General features: G+C 46.6%; 16 protein-coding genes. 9 read left to right on the top strand and 7 right to left on the bottom strand.

Going from position 1 to position 16,243, the window contains the following annotated elements; genetic code table 11:
- Positions 1-21 precede the first annotated feature (21 nt).
- A complete protein-coding gene (locus OEY64_02345; GenBank protein ID MDH5541783.1) occupies positions 22-987 on the bottom strand; it encodes a DUF3187 family protein in 966 nt (321 codons plus the stop codon).
- Between the two features lie 15 nt (positions 988-1,002).
- Here OEY64_02345 and argH point away from each other — a divergent pair, with 15 nt between their 5' ends.
- A complete protein-coding gene (argH, locus tag OEY64_02340; GenBank protein MDH5541782.1) occupies positions 1,003-2,379 on the top strand; it encodes an argininosuccinate lyase in 1,377 nt (458 codons plus the stop codon).
- A complete protein-coding gene (locus tag OEY64_02335; protein MDH5541781.1) occupies positions 2,379-2,552 on the top strand; it encodes a hypothetical protein in 174 nt (57 codons plus the stop codon). Before argH ends, OEY64_02335 begins: the two co-directional genes overlap by 1 nt.
- Positions 2,553-2,570: 18 nt before the next feature.
- Here the strand turns inward: OEY64_02335 and OEY64_02330 are convergent, their stop codons facing one another.
- The 4 genes from OEY64_02330 to pal all read right to left on the bottom strand — a co-directional run bounded on the left by OEY64_02330 (position 2,571) and on the right by pal (position 7,114).
- Positions 2,571-3,476 carry an MBL fold metallo-hydrolase gene (locus OEY64_02330; protein MDH5541780.1) on the bottom strand — a complete coding sequence of 302 codons (906 nt, stop codon included), beginning with the start codon at positions 3,474-3,476 and terminating at the stop codon, positions 2,571-2,573.
- A 98-nt stretch (positions 3,477-3,574) separates the two neighbouring features.
- Complete coding sequence (locus tag OEY64_02325) at positions 3,575-5,476, bottom strand: SurA N-terminal domain-containing protein (protein MDH5541779.1); 1,902 nt, start codon at positions 5,474-5,476, stop codon at positions 3,575-3,577.
- A 47-nt stretch (positions 5,477-5,523) separates the two neighbouring features.
- A complete protein-coding gene (gene ybgF, locus OEY64_02320; protein MDH5541778.1) occupies positions 5,524-6,483 on the bottom strand; it encodes a tol-pal system protein YbgF in 960 nt (319 codons plus the stop codon).
- 70 nt (positions 6,484-6,553) lie between these two features.
- Positions 6,554-7,114, bottom strand: a complete 561-nt coding sequence (pal, locus tag OEY64_02315; protein ID MDH5541777.1) for a peptidoglycan-associated lipoprotein Pal — start codon at positions 7,112-7,114, stop codon at positions 6,554-6,556.
- A gap of 148 nt (positions 7,115-7,262) precedes the next feature.
- Between pal and aroA the strand changes: the two genes are divergently transcribed.
- A complete protein-coding gene (gene aroA, locus OEY64_02310) occupies positions 7,263-8,525 on the top strand; it encodes a 3-phosphoshikimate 1-carboxyvinyltransferase (GenBank protein ID MDH5541776.1) in 1,263 nt (420 codons plus the stop codon).
- Entirely contained in the window at positions 8,498-9,010 is a 513-nt protein-coding gene (locus tag OEY64_02305; GenBank protein MDH5541775.1) for a methylated-DNA--[protein]-cysteine S-methyltransferase, read from the top strand. Before aroA ends, OEY64_02305 begins: the two co-directional genes overlap by 28 nt.
- Positions 9,011-9,017: 7 nt before the next feature.
- Here OEY64_02305 and surE read toward each other — a convergent pair whose 3' ends face one another.
- Complete coding sequence (gene surE, locus OEY64_02300; GenBank protein MDH5541774.1) at positions 9,018-9,773, bottom strand: 5'/3'-nucleotidase SurE; 756 nt, start codon at positions 9,771-9,773, stop codon at positions 9,018-9,020.
- 194 nt (positions 9,774-9,967) lie between these two features.
- Between surE and OEY64_02295 the strand changes: the two genes are divergently transcribed.
- Genes OEY64_02295 through OEY64_02275 form a run of 5 tightly spaced genes read left to right on the top strand, consistent with a single transcriptional unit; the run spans position 9,968 to position 15,262 of the window.
- The gene (locus OEY64_02295) at positions 9,968-10,822 is read left to right on the top strand and encodes an ABC transporter permease (protein ID MDH5541773.1); all 855 of its coding nucleotides are present in this window, start codon (positions 9,968-9,970) and stop codon (positions 10,820-10,822) included.
- The gene (locus OEY64_02290; GenBank protein ID MDH5541772.1) at positions 10,819-11,598 is read left to right on the top strand and encodes an ABC transporter ATP-binding protein; all 780 of its coding nucleotides are present in this window, start codon (positions 10,819-10,821) and stop codon (positions 11,596-11,598) included. Before OEY64_02295 ends, OEY64_02290 begins: the two co-directional genes overlap by 4 nt.
- 4 nt (positions 11,599-11,602) lie before the next feature.
- Positions 11,603-12,955, top strand: coding sequence for an MlaD family protein (locus OEY64_02285; GenBank protein ID MDH5541771.1), 1,353 nt, complete (start codon positions 11,603-11,605; stop codon positions 12,953-12,955).
- 18 nt (positions 12,956-12,973) lie between these two features.
- Positions 12,974-14,077 carry a tRNA guanosine(34) transglycosylase Tgt gene (gene tgt, locus OEY64_02280; protein ID MDH5541770.1) on the top strand — a complete coding sequence of 368 codons (1,104 nt, stop codon included), beginning with the start codon at positions 12,974-12,976 and terminating at the stop codon, positions 14,075-14,077.
- Positions 14,078-14,134: 57 nt separating this feature from the next.
- Positions 14,135-15,262, top strand: coding sequence for an RtcB family protein (locus tag OEY64_02275; GenBank protein ID MDH5541769.1), 1,128 nt, complete (start codon positions 14,135-14,137; stop codon positions 15,260-15,262).
- An 88-nt stretch (positions 15,263-15,350) separates the two neighbouring features.
- Here the strand turns inward: OEY64_02275 and OEY64_02270 are convergent, their stop codons facing one another.
- Positions 15,351-16,241: a mechanosensitive ion channel family protein gene (locus OEY64_02270; protein ID MDH5541768.1), complete on the bottom strand. Its 891-nt coding sequence runs from the start codon at positions 16,239-16,241 to the stop codon at positions 15,351-15,353.
- Positions 16,242-16,243: the final 2 nt, after the last annotated feature.

The raw sequence follows: 16,243 nt of genomic DNA, 5'->3' as shown, positions 1-16,243 counted from the left end.
ATGCTGGAAATGGCGGGGGTATCAGAATGTGTATGAGAGGTGAAAGGTGAAGTCCGGCGCTGTTTTGCTTAAATCTTCCAGGAGGCCGACAGTAACTGCAGAGCCATCCGGGACCCTGTAACGCCCCCCAAATGTAACTTCACCCCATACAGGCACATAAAACGGCGTACTGGAAACGGTCCCCTGAAGTATAAGGCTGTATCTGCCGTTAACAGGCTTTTCCATGCTCCCCCTAAGGAAAAGGTAATCATGCGGGTGGAATATCTCTCCACGCGTGTAATACCCCGTATCTACATATCCTCCACTTATATCCGTCTCGCAGGAGTAAAGGGTCAATTTGTATAAAAGCAGTGCCGACCACTCCCATGAGCCATTGCCAATACCGATATCCGCAGGGGCGGTCGGCGCCTGAACGACAAGTTTTGCGGACACTGTTTTGTCATCGGATTGCCAAATCCCCTTTTTCAGCCAGATATTTGTCTCGCCAAGAGTGAAAGTATACGGTACTGCGTGATTCCACTCCTCGTCGTAGTGCCATATTCCATAGAGGAACCTGTCTCTGGGGGACTCTTCCTGACCGATATAATTCGGGAAACCGGTAGTATTATGGAAATTAATAATGGTATTATCCAGAAATCCCCCCCCCATATGTATCGCGGAAGCTTCGATGCCAGTTTCCAACTGGTTTGGCAAACCTATTCTATGAGAGATCGTAAGCTGTGTTAATTCCATGTCGAAAAGGAGATACCACTCTGCCCGGTTTTTTAAAAAAAATATGCTTGAATATTCGAATTGAAGGCTTGTTTCATGTTTTTTATTTTCCAAAGGTTCTGTCCTGTCTGGAGTAGGGAAGAGCAGGCCAAACCAGATAGGGGCATGGTTTTTCATCTGAATAGGTTCGGCTTCTGCTTTTGCTGAAAAGGGGTAGAATAGCAGGAGCAGACACAAAAGGATTGTGTGGTAAACTACATTAAATTTTTTCAACATTTGGGGAAGTATAACGTGAAAAACCGTGCATGGGGCGGAAGGTTTAAAAATATTCAGAAGGGTGAATTTCTGGAATTTTCCGCATCAATTGATTTTGATAAAAAGCTTGCTCTCCTGGATATTCGGCAGAACATCGTTCAATCAATGGCCCTTCAAAAGGCAGGGATTATTTCAAAAACGGAGCTCGCTAAAATTGAAAAGGGATTGAGGGAGATCGAAAACGAGGTTCTCACTGGAAAGTTCAAATTCAGGATTGAAGATGAAGATGTTCATATGAACATCGAAAGAAGGCTGAGGGAGAAAGTAGGTGGGCTTGCCGGGAAGGTGCACACAGGGAGGAGCAGGAATGATCAGGTATCTACCGACCTCAGGCTCTATACAATGGAAAAGGGTAGGGAGATAATCTCCCTGCTCAAGCGATTGCAGAAACGGCTTGTACTTCAGGCTGAAAAGCATATTGACTACATAATGCCTGCTTATACACATCTGCAAATGGCTCAGCCAGTGCGGGTGGCTCATTGGTTTCTGGCCTATGTAGAGATGTTTTCAAGGGATCAGGAGAGATTTATGGAGGGGGTGGCAAGGACCGATTCAATGCCGCTCGGCTCCGGTGCCCTGGCAGGAAATAATTTCGGGTTGGACAGGAAGTTCCAGGCTCGCCTGCTTGGATTTACGAAAATTTCCAATAATTCGATCGATGCCGTTTCCGACCGGGATTTCGCTCTTGATTTTTGCTACGCCTCATCAGTCCTTTTCATGCACATATCTAGGCTTTCGGAGGAGTTGGTGATATTTTCGAGCTCCGAGTTCAATACTGTCTCTTTGCCAGATGAGATATGCACCGGCTCAAGCATAATGCCTCAGAAAAAGAATCCCGACCTCCCTGAACTGTTAAGAGGAAAGGCCGGCAGGGTGACCGGAAACCTCCTTAACCTTTTGATGACGCTCAAAGGACTCCCCTTGGCTTATAACAGGGATTTGCAGGAGGATAAGCCGGCTCTTTTCGACAGCAGTGAGCAGGTTCTATCCGGCTTGCCGCTGGTGATTGAAATGGTCGGCATGATAAAGTTCAACAAAAATGTTTTGGAATCGCGCATCGACAAGGGATTCATGACTGCCGTGGATATGGCCGACTACCTTGTAATGAAAGGTGTACCTTTCCGGGATGCGCACCATGTCGTTGGCGAGATTGTCGGTTATTGCGAAAGCAGAGGCATTTCGTTCATGGAACTTTCTTTAGCCGATTTGAAAAAATATTCAAAATTTTTCGGCAAGGACATCTTCAGTTTTATAAACCCGAGGCTGTCACCCGACAGAAAAAAAGGGATCGGCACAACAGCAAAAAAAGAGATATTGCGGCAGATAAAAAGGTTAAAGGGTCACCTGGGTTAATGATGCGTTTCAGAATACTGATATTTTCATTTTTAATAGCGGCTATTTCATCATGCGGCCTTAAAACGGATCCCAAACCCCCGCCTGAAGAGCCTGACATTTCCGACAAGGTTCCCGATATGAAATACGATTATGACTCAGACAGGGAAGAAAAAACGCCCAAGAACAGGTAACACGCTTCCGAATAGATTTTATATCGTTATTCGCATACCGTCTTTGGCGACGATGACAATCCCATTGAAAATTTCCGATGCTTTTTTTTCAATGTTCATCCGGTCATTTTCAGGAGAGATATGTGTAAGAACAAGTGTTTCCACTTTTGCCTTTTGCGCTACACTGGCAGATTCCGCTATTGTGGAATGGCCCTGTAATTTGTTGGTATCGGCAGAAGATGCTTCGATAAGGAGGCAATTCGAGCCGTTTGCCAGGTTTATTATGTTTTTACATGGAGCGGTATCGCCGGAATAGGTCAGTGATTTTAAAGGTGCGACATCCTCTTTGAAGTTGTCGGGCACAAATCCACTATTATCGCTGTCATCTTCAGTTATATCTTCATTGCTTTGAATATTCTTGGCGTTTGATGATTTCTTTATCTCAAGTAAGGCAGGCTTTTCGGGATAGAGGTCGAAACGGTATCCCACTGATACGGGAGAGTGTTCCATTGGTAGTGATTTCACAACCATCAATCCTGTATTGAAATCTTCGATATGACCTTCTTCGTCAGCTTTATGTTCAACCACATTAAGCTTGAAGTCTTCACTGATTATCTGACTGCCGTATGCGGAAAGGAGAGTGTTAATATCATTTTCAAATCCTTCGGGGCCATGAATTACAGGCATTTTTTGCGATTTTTTCGGAACACAATGCCTGAGCGAGAACAGTATGGCGGGGAGGTCGTTTACATGGTCCACATGAAGATGTGTTATGAACACTTCCTCGATAGTGGTTAAGTCGATACTAAACCGATTGAGCTGGGCGAAGGTGCCGGGACCGGCATCGAGCAGAAATCTTTTCCCCCCCGCACTGAGCAGATAGCCAGAGCTGTTCCTCTCCGAAGAGGGGGCGCAAGATCCGGATCCAAGAATCCTAAGTTCCATGCTCGTATATTATCATCTCACTTCTAGCCGTACCTGATAAATGGCATTTATGATATCAGTCCGCTATAGCTGATATTACCGACGTTCAAACGTAGGGTTTAAAGGTATTGCGGTTCAATCTTGATATCGCCACTGGCTTCAGCTTCTTTCCAGAGCGTTTCACGCCATGCGGAGATAATGTCAAAGCGTTTTTTAGTTATCAGGTTTTTCTTTACCTCTTCCCGTTTTGATGAAAAATCATTCTTGCTTGCAGGTTTTTTCTCCAGAAGAACGAGAAGGTGTTGGCCGTCCTCTTCGGATATGATCTCAATATCTCCTGGATTCATGGCAAAAGCGGTTCTTAATATCTCCGGCTTTGCCAATGGTCCGCCACCGGGATTAAGTCTGGTGATGAGGCCCGTTTGGTTAACGGTAATATTGAGTTCTTTTGCGAGAAGGGCAAATTCCGTTCCCTCTTTATATCTGTCTTTAATAGTCTGGGCCGTTTTTCTGGCAAGATCGTGGCTTCTTTCAACTCTAATAATTTGTTCGATCTCTTTTTTTACTTCCTCAAGTTCTCTCATTTTTGGAGGTATTACCTCAATGAGGCGAATAACGAAATACCCTTTGCTCATCTCCATCACGGAGGAGAGTTCACCGACATTCATTCTGAAAGCCCTTTTTACGAGTTTGTTCCAGTCTTCTCCCAGGTTCAGTTCTTTACCTACTTCAACACGGATGGAACTGTATTTAACATCGTTTGCCTCGGCTACCTTTTTCCAGTCGGCGTCTTTTTCACCAGCTGCCTTCAGCGCTTTGTTGATTCTTGCCTTTGCCATTCCGCTCCCTTTGGAACGTCGAATTTTTTCGATTATATCGTCCTTGACCAGTTTAAGTTCGGTGTAGCTTTCCGGTTTGTGACTTTCCAGTTTGATAACGTGAAAACCGAAGCTGGTCTTTACAATGTCGGATATCTCGCCAGGCTTTAATTTCCTGACGGCATCCTCGAACACTGGATCCATATCTCCAGGGCCAAAGTTTCCAAGATCACCACCCTTGATGGAAGATGGCCCTTCGGAATATTTTTCAGCCATTTTAGCGAAGTCGGCTCCCGCGCGTATCTCGGCAAGGTAGCCTTCGGCTTTTGCGCGTAGTTCCGCTTCGAGTTCCCTCGACGGATTTTCAGGTACCATTACGATTAAATGCCTGGCATGAAACTGTTCTTTCTGTTTGTAATTATCTTTGTAATTTCCGTAAAACTCATTTATTTCCGCGTCGGAGATGCTCATTGATTCGACCGCCTTGGCTGGATCGATGAATAAATACTCTATCAGGCGCTTTTCCTGTGTCATGAACTTGACCCTGTTCTTGTTGTAATACTCTTCGATATCCTTATCGTTCACCTGTACGTTCGATTCAAAACGGGAATGGCCGAATGAGGAGTACCTGACATTAACCTGGTCGTAATCCCATGAATAGCCGTCGAGGATCTCCTTTTCCGTGATCTCTACAGCATCGGAGATCAGTTTTATCAATTTCCCTTTAAGGAGTTCGTTTCGTAATAGGTTCTCATATTGCGAAGGTGAAAGGCGGTTGCTTTTCATGACCGCGAAATATAGATCCCGGTTGAAAGTTCCATTGCTCTGGAAACCAGGATTTGTAGTTATCATTATCGATATTTCATCGTCGGATACGTCGAATCCCGCTTCTTTTGCCGCTTCGATCTGTAATTTTTCGAGTACCAACTCATCAATAACTTTTCTCTCTAGCCGGAGACTTTTCAGCATTTCCTGCGAAATTTCACTGTTTGACTGGGTTATCTGCTTCAGGGTTCTGTCGTATCTCTGCTGGAATTCGGCAATGGTAATTGCCTGCCCCTTTACTTTCGCGACAGGGCGCTGGCCCCTTTCATCTCCATAACCCCACACAAGGAATATGGTTCCTACAAAAGCCAGTACCAAAAGCCATAATATGCTTTGCAGCATCCAGCCAGATGCGTTTTCCCTTAGCTTCTCAAGCATTCTTTTCTCCTACCTTTTCAATTCTTGCACTTCGTCACATTAATCACTTATTTTTTACTTTCGCTTTTTGCCAGGCTCTCAAGCTTTTTTACCGCCTGGCCCGCCTCAATCGAGTTCGGGTAATTATCCCGTATTTTTACCAGAGTTGGTTCAGCTTTTTTCAATCCGCCTGTTTTTTCCATTATTTCCGCCGCCCTGAAGAGGGCATCCGGCACTTTTGGGGAATCGGGGTAGCTTTTTTCCACCTTGAGGAACGCTTCAACAGCTTCTTTTTCATTTCCAAGTTTTAAAAGAGATTCGGCAAGCCAGTATTGGCAGTTATCGACGAGTTCCTCTTTTGGGAAACGTTTTATATACTCCTGAAATTCAAGCAGTGACTGCTGATATTCCCCATTCATGAAGTTTTTATATCCGTTTTGATAGAGTTGTTCCGGCGAAATTTTTTGGGGGACCGGGGTCGTTTTCTTTTCCGGCGGCTTTGCTTTCGGTTTTACGGCGACCTCTTTCTTCTTTCTTTTTTCGCTCTCTTTTTTGTCCTTTTCCAGTTTATCTATCACAGCATTGATCTCAGCGAGGCTAGCTCGTATCTCGGTAAAGGAAAGCTCTATCTCTTCCCTGTTGGCCCCGTCCCTTTGGGCCGATTTCATGTCCGATTCCATAGTTTGCTCATTAAGACTTTTCAACTGGCTGTTGATGCTCTTCATTTCTTCAAGAACTTTTTTTGAAAAGAAGGAGCTCTCCTCGGCTTTTGCCATCAGAGTTTCAATCGTGAGAGCGAGGTTTTCAATCTCGTCCTTGGTATTTGCCTGATTGATCACAACCGTAGATAAGGTGGTTTTTGTTTTCTCCTGATCTTTCCTCAAGCTATCAAGTTCCTTGTCCATTTTATCCTTGAGTCCTTTTACATCTTGCCCGACGGTTTGCATCCCTTTTTCGGTGGCGCAGGAAGAGAGAAGGAGCAGGAAAACTGTGGAAAAAGCTATAAAAACGCAGGAATTGAGTTTCATAATGGTATATGGAAAACGGAGTGGGGGTTCGGATATTACAAAGAACCCCCGGATAATACCGTTAAGCTTACTACTCAGTTACTTTGAATTCAGCTCTGCGGTTTTTTGCCCATGCGGCTTCCGTATGGTCCATATCCACGGGTTTCTCTTCACCATAGCTGATCGTATAGATATCGCTTTCATTTACACCAAGGGATACTAGGTATGCTTTGGTGGTTGTAGCCCTTTTTTCGCCAAGAGCAAGGTTGTATTCCTCAGTCCCTCTCTCGTCGCAATGACCTTCTATTTGCACTCTCTGGTTGGGATTGGCCTTTATCCATTCGGCGTTGTTCTTTAACGCGGCTTTTGCTCCCGGTTTCAGGTTGTATCTGTCGAAATCGAAATATACAGTCGCAAGCTCGCCGGGTGTGAATTCCATTGTGCGCATTTCGTCCTGTAATGACTCATCCCTCTTCAACGCTTCAAGCTCTTCCTGCTCGAGCCGGCTTACTTCCTCCATCTGCTCTTTTTCAAGCTGTTCGGCTGTCGGCTCTACCTCTGTTGTAGGTTTTCCACCTGTCGCGCACGATGCTAAAGAAAATGCGAATATTGCTACAAAAACTAATAAAAGGCTTTTATTGCTTTTTAACACTTACCTAACCTCCATAAATTCAGCGAACCCATTTGCTAGTACACATATTTGATGATAACAAATCGGATAAGTTAAATCAAATATTTATACTTTCTACCAGCTCTGATTTGTATGGCGAAACAATTAAGTTGAGTTATAATGCGCATCGATGATCATTAGTTCAAATACCTCAGTTCCAAGAGGAAAAGTTAAAATACCCCCGTCCAAATCCCATTCCATCCGTGCGGTCTTTTTCGCGTCTCTTGCAGAGGGGGAATCTGAGATCCATGGAAGACTTCAGGCGGAGGATGTGAACTCGGCTATTGCGGCGTGTCGTGCGCTGGGGGCAGATATCACTGAGAGAGGGGATGCCCTTCTTGTAAGGGGAACGGGAGGAGCAATAGTTCCGCGGGAAAAGATCATCGATGTCGGCAACAGCGGCACAACAGCGCTTTTCGTTCTCTCCATGGCCTCTCTCTCCTCCACACCGGTCACGATAACCGGCGATGCCTCAACCAGTAAAAGGCCGATGCAACCTATGCTGGACGCACTATCCAATCTTGGGGCGACCGTTTTGAAATCCGATAATGGAAAACTCCCTGTAACCATACAAGGGCCAATTCAGGGGGGGGCAACCGAAGTAAATGGCGAAACTTCGCAATATCTCTCTTCACTCCTTATTCATTCAGGTTTTTGCAGCAGGGAAACATCGATAAAAGTGAGGATGCTGAATGAAAAACCGTATGTAGACATGACCGCGAACTGGATGGAGAAGCTCGGCCTCGACTTCAGGCGGAGTGGATACGACGAATTCAAAGTTATGCCGAACCAGCGTATTAAAGGCTTTAAAACTTCAGTTCCCGCGGATTTCTCCTCCGCCACGTTTTTCCTGATCCTTTCCGCTATCGATGGGGCAGAAGTAGTTCTTGAAGGATTGGATCTCAATGATACTCAAGGGGACAAGAAGGTAATAGATTATCTCCGAAGTATGGGAGCCGATATTGAATGCGGCGATGTGATAACAATCAGAGGGAAAAAACTGAAAGGGGCTGTCCTCGACCTGAACAGTACGCCGGACGCTCTTCCTGCAATGGCTGTCGCCGCGTGTATGGCTGACGGCAGAACCGAGCTTGTTAACGTTTCTCAGGCGAGGATAAAGGAGACTGACAGGATCTCCGTGATGGCCTCCGAATTGAAGAAGATGGGTGCGGATATTGAAGAAAAACCTGATGGGCTGGTTATTACTGGTTCAAGACTAAAAGGGGCGAAGGTGAACGGTCATTTCGATCATAGGGTCGTCATGGCTCTTGCCATCGCCGGATTTGTCGCTGAGGGTGAGACCGAAGTCTCCACTGCCGAGGCGATCAAGATCACTTTTCCCAATTTTGTCGAGTTGATGAACGGATGTCACGCCAACGTATTGATGAAATAGCGGAATTCGGAACCGTTTTTAAAACCGAATTCGGCTACTGTTCGGCAGTTGTCGACGATAAAGGGGTTGTTTTACGCTTTTGCCTCCCTACAAAAAAGGAGAAAGCGGAAAAATTCATTGGCAAAATCCCAAGAAAACGATATCCGGAACTGGAAGGAATCGTTCAAGCATATTTCCGCGGGGAAATTGTTGAGATGAAGGATTTCAAGCTCCCAATGGCCCGTTTTCCAATTTTCAGAAGAGAAGTGTACTCCGCCCTCTTAAGAGTGAAAAGAGGGGAGGTATTGACCTACGGCGAACTTGCGCGGAGAGCAGGGCATGCAGGAGCGGCAAGAGCAGTTGGAACAGCTATGGCGAAGAATCCGTTGCCTTTGCTGATCCCATGCCACAGGGTTATCAGAGGGGATGGAACACTGGGACAATTTACAGCCGACGGTGGAGCCGATTTCAAAATGACAATGCAGGAGCTTGAGAAAGTAAATTAAACGGATGCTACCCTGATAATCCCCACGATCTTACGCTTTCGAGAAAATCATAATTGGTCAGATCATATTTTATCGGAGTGATCGTGATATATCCATCCTTTAAGGCGCGTATATCTGTTTCAGGGTCGGGATCATCCAGATTCATATCCCCACCTTGCCAGTAATAATCGAGTCCTCTCGGGTCATGCCTTTTGTCGAATGTGACCCGGAAAGTAAAGCTTGACTGCCTGCAGACCTTTATACCTTTTACCTCAACTTCTGGCGCAGGTATGTTGACATTAAGGAGGGTCCCTTCAGGCATCGGTTTTCCAACGACTTGTTTTGTAATTTCAACAGCGTGTTTCACAGCTTTTGAAAAATCCCTGTTGAGAAAACTGTCCATTGAAAACGCTATGGATGGGATACCCAGGATAGTCCCTTCAGTTGCGGCGGAGACGGTGCCGGAATAGATTATGTTCGTGGCAAAATTCCCCCCCTGGTTTATGCCGGAAACAACTATATCGGGCTTTTCTTTCATAATTGCCTTGACCGCGATCTTTACGCAGTCAGCCGGGGTGCCGTCCACAGCAAAGCCTAGTGAATCACCATTCTGAAATACCTCTCGAACGCGCAAAGGATCCGCTATCGTTATGGCATGCCCTACGGCGCTCTGCTCTTTATCCGGGGCAACGACAACGACCTCTCCGATATTTTTTAATTCGTTGTGAAGTGCTCGTATCCCGGGAGCGTTGATACCGTCGTCATTTGTAAGAAGTATTCTCATCAGGAATATCTAGCATGGTAATTGCTGGCAGTCAAAGGAATATCTTCGGTTTTCAGACTGAATTTCAGTTTTAAACAGAGAACAATTTTTTCCCACGGCGATTGGTTATAATATAAAGGATTAATATGTGAAGAGAAAAAGGGGCTCTATTTACAGCCGACCAGGACGGCATATAAAAAAAAGGGTATATCGATTTGCAGTTGGAAAACAAGGGGAAGTCAGGCGGTCGGGAAAACGGTTTTGTCATAGGTACGCTTGTAAAATGGACGGAAAATCTCGGCGTGATCTTCGTCGATTTTATCGAATGGCTTGGGACATTTTCGCTTTTTATAAAGGACACTTTCCGCTGGATGTTTAAAAGGCCATACAGGTTCCAGGCCGCCGTAGAGCAGATGATGGAAGTAGGGGTTCTTTCGTTCCCAGTCGTTCTTTTCACCGCCATATTCAGCGGGATGGTCATTTCACTTCAAACTTTCACGGGATTTAAAAGGTTCGGCGCTGAAAGCATGGTTGGCACGGTTGTAGCGCTATCAATGACGAGAGAGCTTGGCCCTGTTCTTACAGGGCTTATCGTAGCTGGAAGGGCCGGTTCCGCCATGACCGCCTCGCTCGGCACAATGAGGGTTACGGAACAGATAGATGCGCTGTATACGCTAGCAACGAATCCCATTAAATACCTGGTTGTTCCCCGGGTTATCGCGGCCACTCTGATGCTCCCCATCCTTGCGTGTTTGTCGGATGTGATAGGGATATTTGGCGGATACATCGTCGCTGTATTTACGCTTGACGCTAATCCGGTCACATACATGGAGCGGACATTCGATTACCTGAGGTTCAACGATATCTCATCCGGCCTGATAAAAGCATCGGCATTCGGATTCATCATTTCAATAGTGGGTTGCTATTTCGGTTTCTATACCGAAGGGGGAGCAGAAGGTGTTGGAAAGGCGACGACCCGTTCCGTAGTGGTCTCGTTCCTTCTTATATTTCTGGCAAACTATATCCTTACGGCGATGCTCTTCGCTGAGACCGGTGGAGGCAAATTTTGATCTACGTCAAGGATGTATACAAGGCTTTCGGCTCCAAAAAGGTTCTTCAGGGGGCCACGCTCCACTGCCCAAAGGGTGAGAGTATGGTGATCATCGGAGGTTCGGGAACCGGAAAGTCGGTATTGATAAAGCATATGATAGGACTCTTAAAGCCTGACGCCGGTCACGTTACGGTCGCGGGGCAGGTCGTCGACGAGTTGAATGAGAATGACCTTAATGAACTCCGTAAAAAATTTGGAATGCTTTTCCAGGGTGGCGCGCTATTCGATTCTTTGACAGTAGGTGAAAATGTCGGCTTTCCCCTCAAAGAACACACGAAAATGACCGACTCTCAAATTTTGAAAAGGGTGAAAGAGTGCCTCGAGATGGTCGGCATGAAGGATATCGAAAACCTGAGACCGGACGAGCTGTCAGGAGGAATGAAAAAGAGGGTAGGGCTCGCGCGCGCAATCGTAATGACGCCGGAGATCATCCTTTTCGATGAGCCTACCACAGGCCTTGACCCGGTCATGGCGGACGTAATTAACGACCTGATTATAAAGACGACGCGCGCTTTGCATGTTACCTCTGTTACAATTACCCACGATATGGTTAGCGCGAACAGGATAGCGGATAAGATAGCGATGCTCTACAAGGGGGAAATTATCGCGGTAGGAACGCCCGACGATATTATGTTCCACCAGACGGATCCGGTAGTTAAGGAATTTGTGGAGATAGGGCGGATCATCCGGCAGACGGAAGCGGTCCAGGGCAAGGACATAAGGAACTCGGTGTAGAGAAGTGAGCAGTTACAGTTTAAATTTCAAAGTGGGGCTTTTTATCCTTGCGGGGATCGCCGCCCTCATGTTCATGTCTTTTAAAATGGGGAGCCTCACAGGCTTTAGTGCCGAGGGGGAGTACCGTTTCCACATCTACTTCAATGCCATATCCGGCATATCCGAAAAAACCCCGGTAAGCATGGCCGGCGTGAAGATCGGAACGGTCGGAAGGCTGTTTCTCGATAAACGGAAGGTTAAAGTTACCGTATTCCTTGACGCCGATACAAAGATACCTGTGGATTCAGTCGCGACCATTCAAAGCGCCGGACTGCTCGGCGAAAAGTTCATAAACATTCGTCCAGGAGCGTCTGATGAGTTTGTCCCAAACGACGGCGTACTGGAAAACTCCCTTGATGCGGCGAATCTGGACGAGATCATGAGCAAACTTTCATCCGCGCTTGACGATATCAAGAAATTTACTCAAGGGATGGGCACGCTCTTCGGTGAGGAAGAGGGGGTAGGCGCTGAGAAAAGTCCGTTTGGGCAGATAGTGGACAACGCGCGCGAAGCATCGGAGTTGCTAAAACTTATGCTGGCTGAAAATCGTAAAAGCCTAAGGATGGGACTTTCCAACGTGAAGGATTTTTCGGGAAACCTTAACGAACTGATGGTAGAAAACAGGGAGACATTCAAGGATACGCTTGGGAACCTGAAAGCCAGCACTTCAAAGCTGGACAGCATAATGTTCAGCGTAGAAAAGATAGCCGCAAAGATAGAAAAAGGCGAGGGGACGTTCGGCAGACTGGTTTATGAAGAGGAAGTTTACGAAAACATAAACGAAACTCTGATTGGAGCTCAGAGCTTCATGGGAAGCGCCGAAAAAATGCAGTTGGCTATCGGCACAAGAGCTGAATACCAGGAAAGCCTTCAGAAAACCAAATCGTATTTCTCTCTCAGCATCAGGCCAAAGGAGGATAAATACTATCTTTTTGAGGTGAGTGAGGATACCAGAAGGGACGACCTCCAGATACGAAACGCGATGAATTCGCTCCTCTTCACACTCCTGGTGAACAAAAGGTACGGCAACCTGAACATGAAGGCCGGTTTGATAGAGTCTACCGGCGGCTTGGGTCTTGATTATTATGCCTGGAGCGATTCCTTAAGGCTTAGCGCCGATATATTCAGTTTCAGCGGATATGACATCAACTCAAAAAATCCGCAACTAAAACTGACAGGCAAGTACTACCTTCAGAAATATATTTACGCCTACTTCGGAGCTGACGACCTCCTTAACGAATATTACAAAACATATTTTGGCGGCGTCGGGATAATGGTCGATGAAAGCGATTTCAAATTCCTGCTTAGCATTATCTGACAGGCCCCCGAGTAAACAGTGTTTTCCTTCCAGCTGAAATCTACAGACGGTCGCGCAAGACGCGGGCTCATCAGTACCCCTCACGGCGACATTGAAACCCCGGCATTCATGCCTGTAGGGACGCAGGCTACCGTAAAAACCGTCTCTCCCGAAGAGATCCGCGAATCCGGCTCGCAGATACTTCTTGGAAATACATATCATCTTTACCTGAGACCTGGGCATGAGCTCATAGCAAAGCTCGGTGGACTTCACAAATTCATGAATTGGAACGGCCCGATCCTTACCGACAGCGGTGGATTTCAGGTTTTCAGTCTCAAAGGCCTAACCAAGGTAAGCGAAGAGGGGGTTGCCTTTCAGAGCCATCTGGATGGAAGCAGGCATATGATCACCCCGGAACTCGCGGTGGAGATACAGCAGGCGCTTGGCTCCGACATCATAATGTGCTTTGACGAACCTCCACCGTATCCATCTGACAAAATGAAGATTAAAGATGCGATGGACAGAACTACCAGATGGGAAGAAAGGTGCAAGAAAGCGAAAACAAATCCCCATCAGGCGCTGTTTGGAATCACCCAGGGGGGAACTGATGCCGGACTCAGGGTCGAATCTGCAAGGCAGATCGTGAATATCGGATTTGACGGGTACGCAATAGGGGGGCTAAGCGTGGGTGAATCGCGCTCCCTTATGCTCGAAATGACAGAAGTTACCGCGAATGTCCTCCCGTCAGACAAACCCCGCTACCTCATGGGGGTCGGCACACCTGAAGATATCGTAGAGGCTGTTGCTCTTGGCGTTGATATGTTCGATTGCGTGATGCCGACAAGGAACGCGAGAAACGGTACGCTCTTCACCTCTTCTGGGAAGATAAATATCTCGAATGCCATACATACTGAGGATCCCTCTCCTCTGGACGCGGAATGCGGATGTACCACCTGCAAAAACTACTCACGCGCATACCTCCGACACCTCTTTGCCTCCAACGAGATCCTCGGTCTGAGACTCAATACCATACATAACATCACCTACTACCAGGATCTGATGAAAAAGATCCGCAACGCTATCTCCAGCGGTGAATACAGTAAATTCGCAAAAGAGTATCTTGCGGGACTTTCTGCTGTTTGACCTGTTATCTGATTAATATTTAAAGACATTTTTCTCATCTGGATTTACCATATCGGTATGAGGAAGAAAACCGCTATTTTTGCCAGCGACGTTGAAAAGGATGTGCTGGATCAGTTCTACTCCGCGATGGAGCAGAGTTTTGCCAAGCGGGGCGCATTAATGCCGGACGCGCATCTCGGCTACAGCCTCCCGATAGGGGGTGTGGTGGTTACGGATGGTGTCGTTGTTCCTTCATGGGTCGGTTTTGATCAAGGGTGCGGGATGGCGGCGGTAAAATTGAATGCAAATGTGGACGAGATACTCCCACACCGGAAGGAGATATTCAGCGGAATTTATAGATCTATACCGACTGGGATGGGGGATGAAAATCGTTCGAAAACTGTAAAAAAGTTCGATTTGGAGAGCAGATACCGCTCTTTGAATGAAAATATAAACGAAAAGGCCTGTTTTCAGATGGGGAGTCTGGGAGGGGGTAATCACTTCATCGAGCTGTCGTATGACGAAGAGAAAAACCTCTGGGTTGTGGTCCACTCCGGGTCGCGAAATATCGGGCATCAAATAGCCTCTTTTTACATGAGAATGGCCGCAGGGCAGCCATACGAAGGTAAAAAACTTCCAAAACCGAAGGAAGGCCACTACGGCTTTGAAGCCAAATCGCGCGAAGGGGAATCGTTCATACACGATATGAACAAGGCGCTACAGTTTGCCCTCGATAACAGGCGGGAGATCATACGGCGAACTATAAAGGAGATTGCCTACAGGCTCAAACGGGAGCCTGCTGAAATGGAATTTATTAACCGGAATCATAACCATGCCGAGGAGAAAAACGGAGAGTGGATACACCGGAAAGGGGCTACACATGCCGAGAAGGGGATGGCTGGCGTTATTCCGGGTAATATGCGGGACGGGAGCTTTGTGGTGGAAGGGCTTGGGAATAAAGAAAGCATCAATTCTTCGTCTCACGGAGCTGGTCGTTCCGTATCCCGAAATAAGGCAAAGACCCAGACGTCCGTTGAGGAGTTTCAAAGATTGATGGAAGGTATAACCGCCAAGGTTAGCCGCGATACGCTTGACGAGAACCCTTATGCTTACAAAGACATATTTAAGGTTATGGAGGAGCAGAAGGATATGGTGAAGGTACTTCATCACCTGAAGCCGGTAATAAACGTCAAGGGGACACGCTAAAACCTACAGCAGATAAGATATATTATGTTAAGTATGGGATCAGGTTTGGATTTGTGGATTGAATAAATGTCTCAAGATACCCTCCAGTCTACTGCTCCTTTTTCTCTCCTGACGGAAGTTTGCTACCGGGATCACCGGTGCGCATTTCCAGCGGGAAAGGTTCCGTAGCAGAGCCGGAATAAAGTGAGATATGCGGGAACGGAATCTCTATCCCTTCCCTGTCGAATACCTTCTTTATTTCGATATACATGCTGTTTCGGAGGTCTAGGAAATTCTCATTTTTTACCCAAAATGAGAACTGAAGTTCAAGCGATGATGAACCGAAGCCTTCAATGATGAATATCGGCTCTGGATTATCAAGGCAAAGCGGATTTTCATTTGCGATACCTTTCAAGATATCGCGCACCTTTTCAAGATTTTCCTTGTAGGCAACACCCAGCTTCATGTCAATACGCCGTATAGGGTATTTTGTAAGCGTGACTACTTCGGATTTGATAAGGGTCTCGTTTGGGATCCTGATATAGCGGTTATCAAAAGTAATCAATTTTACGGAAAGGAGGTCGATTGAATGCACTTTGCCGATTTGATTACCGACCTTTATCAAATCACCGATTATGAACGGTCGTTCCGCTATCAGGAAAAGACCGCTTATAAGGTTCGAAACAGAGGTCTGTGATGCAAAACCGATGGCTACTGAAAAGATACCGGCCGCTCCGAGCAGTACCTGCAGGCTGAAGCCGATCTCTCTTAGCGCCGAGATAAAGAAGAGGAGGAATATGGTGTAATAGACGGCTCGTCTGACAAGTTTTACCTGGTGTTCACCGAAATATTTAGACAGGGTAACATCAAGCGAGCGGCTTGCGAATTTACCGAGGAGGTATCCGGCGGACAGAAGGAGGAAAGCCCGGATCGCGGAAACGATGTCCACAACATTCAAGTAGGCATATACAGTTTCCAGTACCGAATTGATGCTCTCCATAT

Source organism: Nitrospinota bacterium (assembly GCA_029881495.1).
In the GTDB taxonomy this organism is placed as follows: Bacteria; Nitrospinota_A; UBA7883; order JACRGQ01; family JACRGQ01; genus JAOUMJ01.
This window is presented reverse-complemented; position numbering and strand designations above follow the sequence as displayed.

What these genes read in the sequence shown, in the direction of transcription:
- OEY64_02270 (MDH5541768.1), bottom strand. Translation starts at nt 16,241, where the DNA reads ATGGAGAGCATCAATTCGGTACTGGAAACTGTATATGCCTACTTGAAT.
- surE (MDH5541774.1), bottom strand. Translation starts at nt 9,773, where the DNA reads ATGAGAATACTTCTTACAAATGACGACGGTATCAACGCTCCCGGGATA.
- aroA (MDH5541776.1), top strand. Translation starts at nt 7,263, where the DNA reads ATGATCATTAGTTCAAATACCTCAGTTCCAAGAGGAAAAGTTAAAATA.
- OEY64_02305 (MDH5541775.1), top strand. Translation starts at nt 8,498, where the DNA reads ATGTCACGCCAACGTATTGATGAAATAGCGGAATTCGGAACCGTTTTT.
- OEY64_02275 (MDH5541769.1), top strand. Translation starts at nt 14,135, where the DNA reads ATGAGGAAGAAAACCGCTATTTTTGCCAGCGACGTTGAAAAGGATGTG.
- OEY64_02330 (MDH5541780.1), bottom strand. Translation starts at nt 3,476, where the DNA reads ATGGAACTTAGGATTCTTGGATCCGGATCTTGCGCCCCCTCTTCGGAG.
- OEY64_02335 (MDH5541781.1), top strand. Translation starts at nt 2,379, where the DNA reads ATGATGCGTTTCAGAATACTGATATTTTCATTTTTAATAGCGGCTATT.
- ybgF (MDH5541778.1), bottom strand. Translation starts at nt 6,483, where the DNA reads ATGAAACTCAATTCCTGCGTTTTTATAGCTTTTTCCACAGTTTTCCTG.
- OEY64_02345 (MDH5541783.1), bottom strand. Translation starts at nt 987, where the DNA reads ATGTTGAAAAAATTTAATGTAGTTTACCACACAATCCTTTTGTGTCTG.
- OEY64_02325 (MDH5541779.1), bottom strand. Translation starts at nt 5,476, where the DNA reads ATGCTTGAGAAGCTAAGGGAAAACGCATCTGGCTGGATGCTGCAAAGC.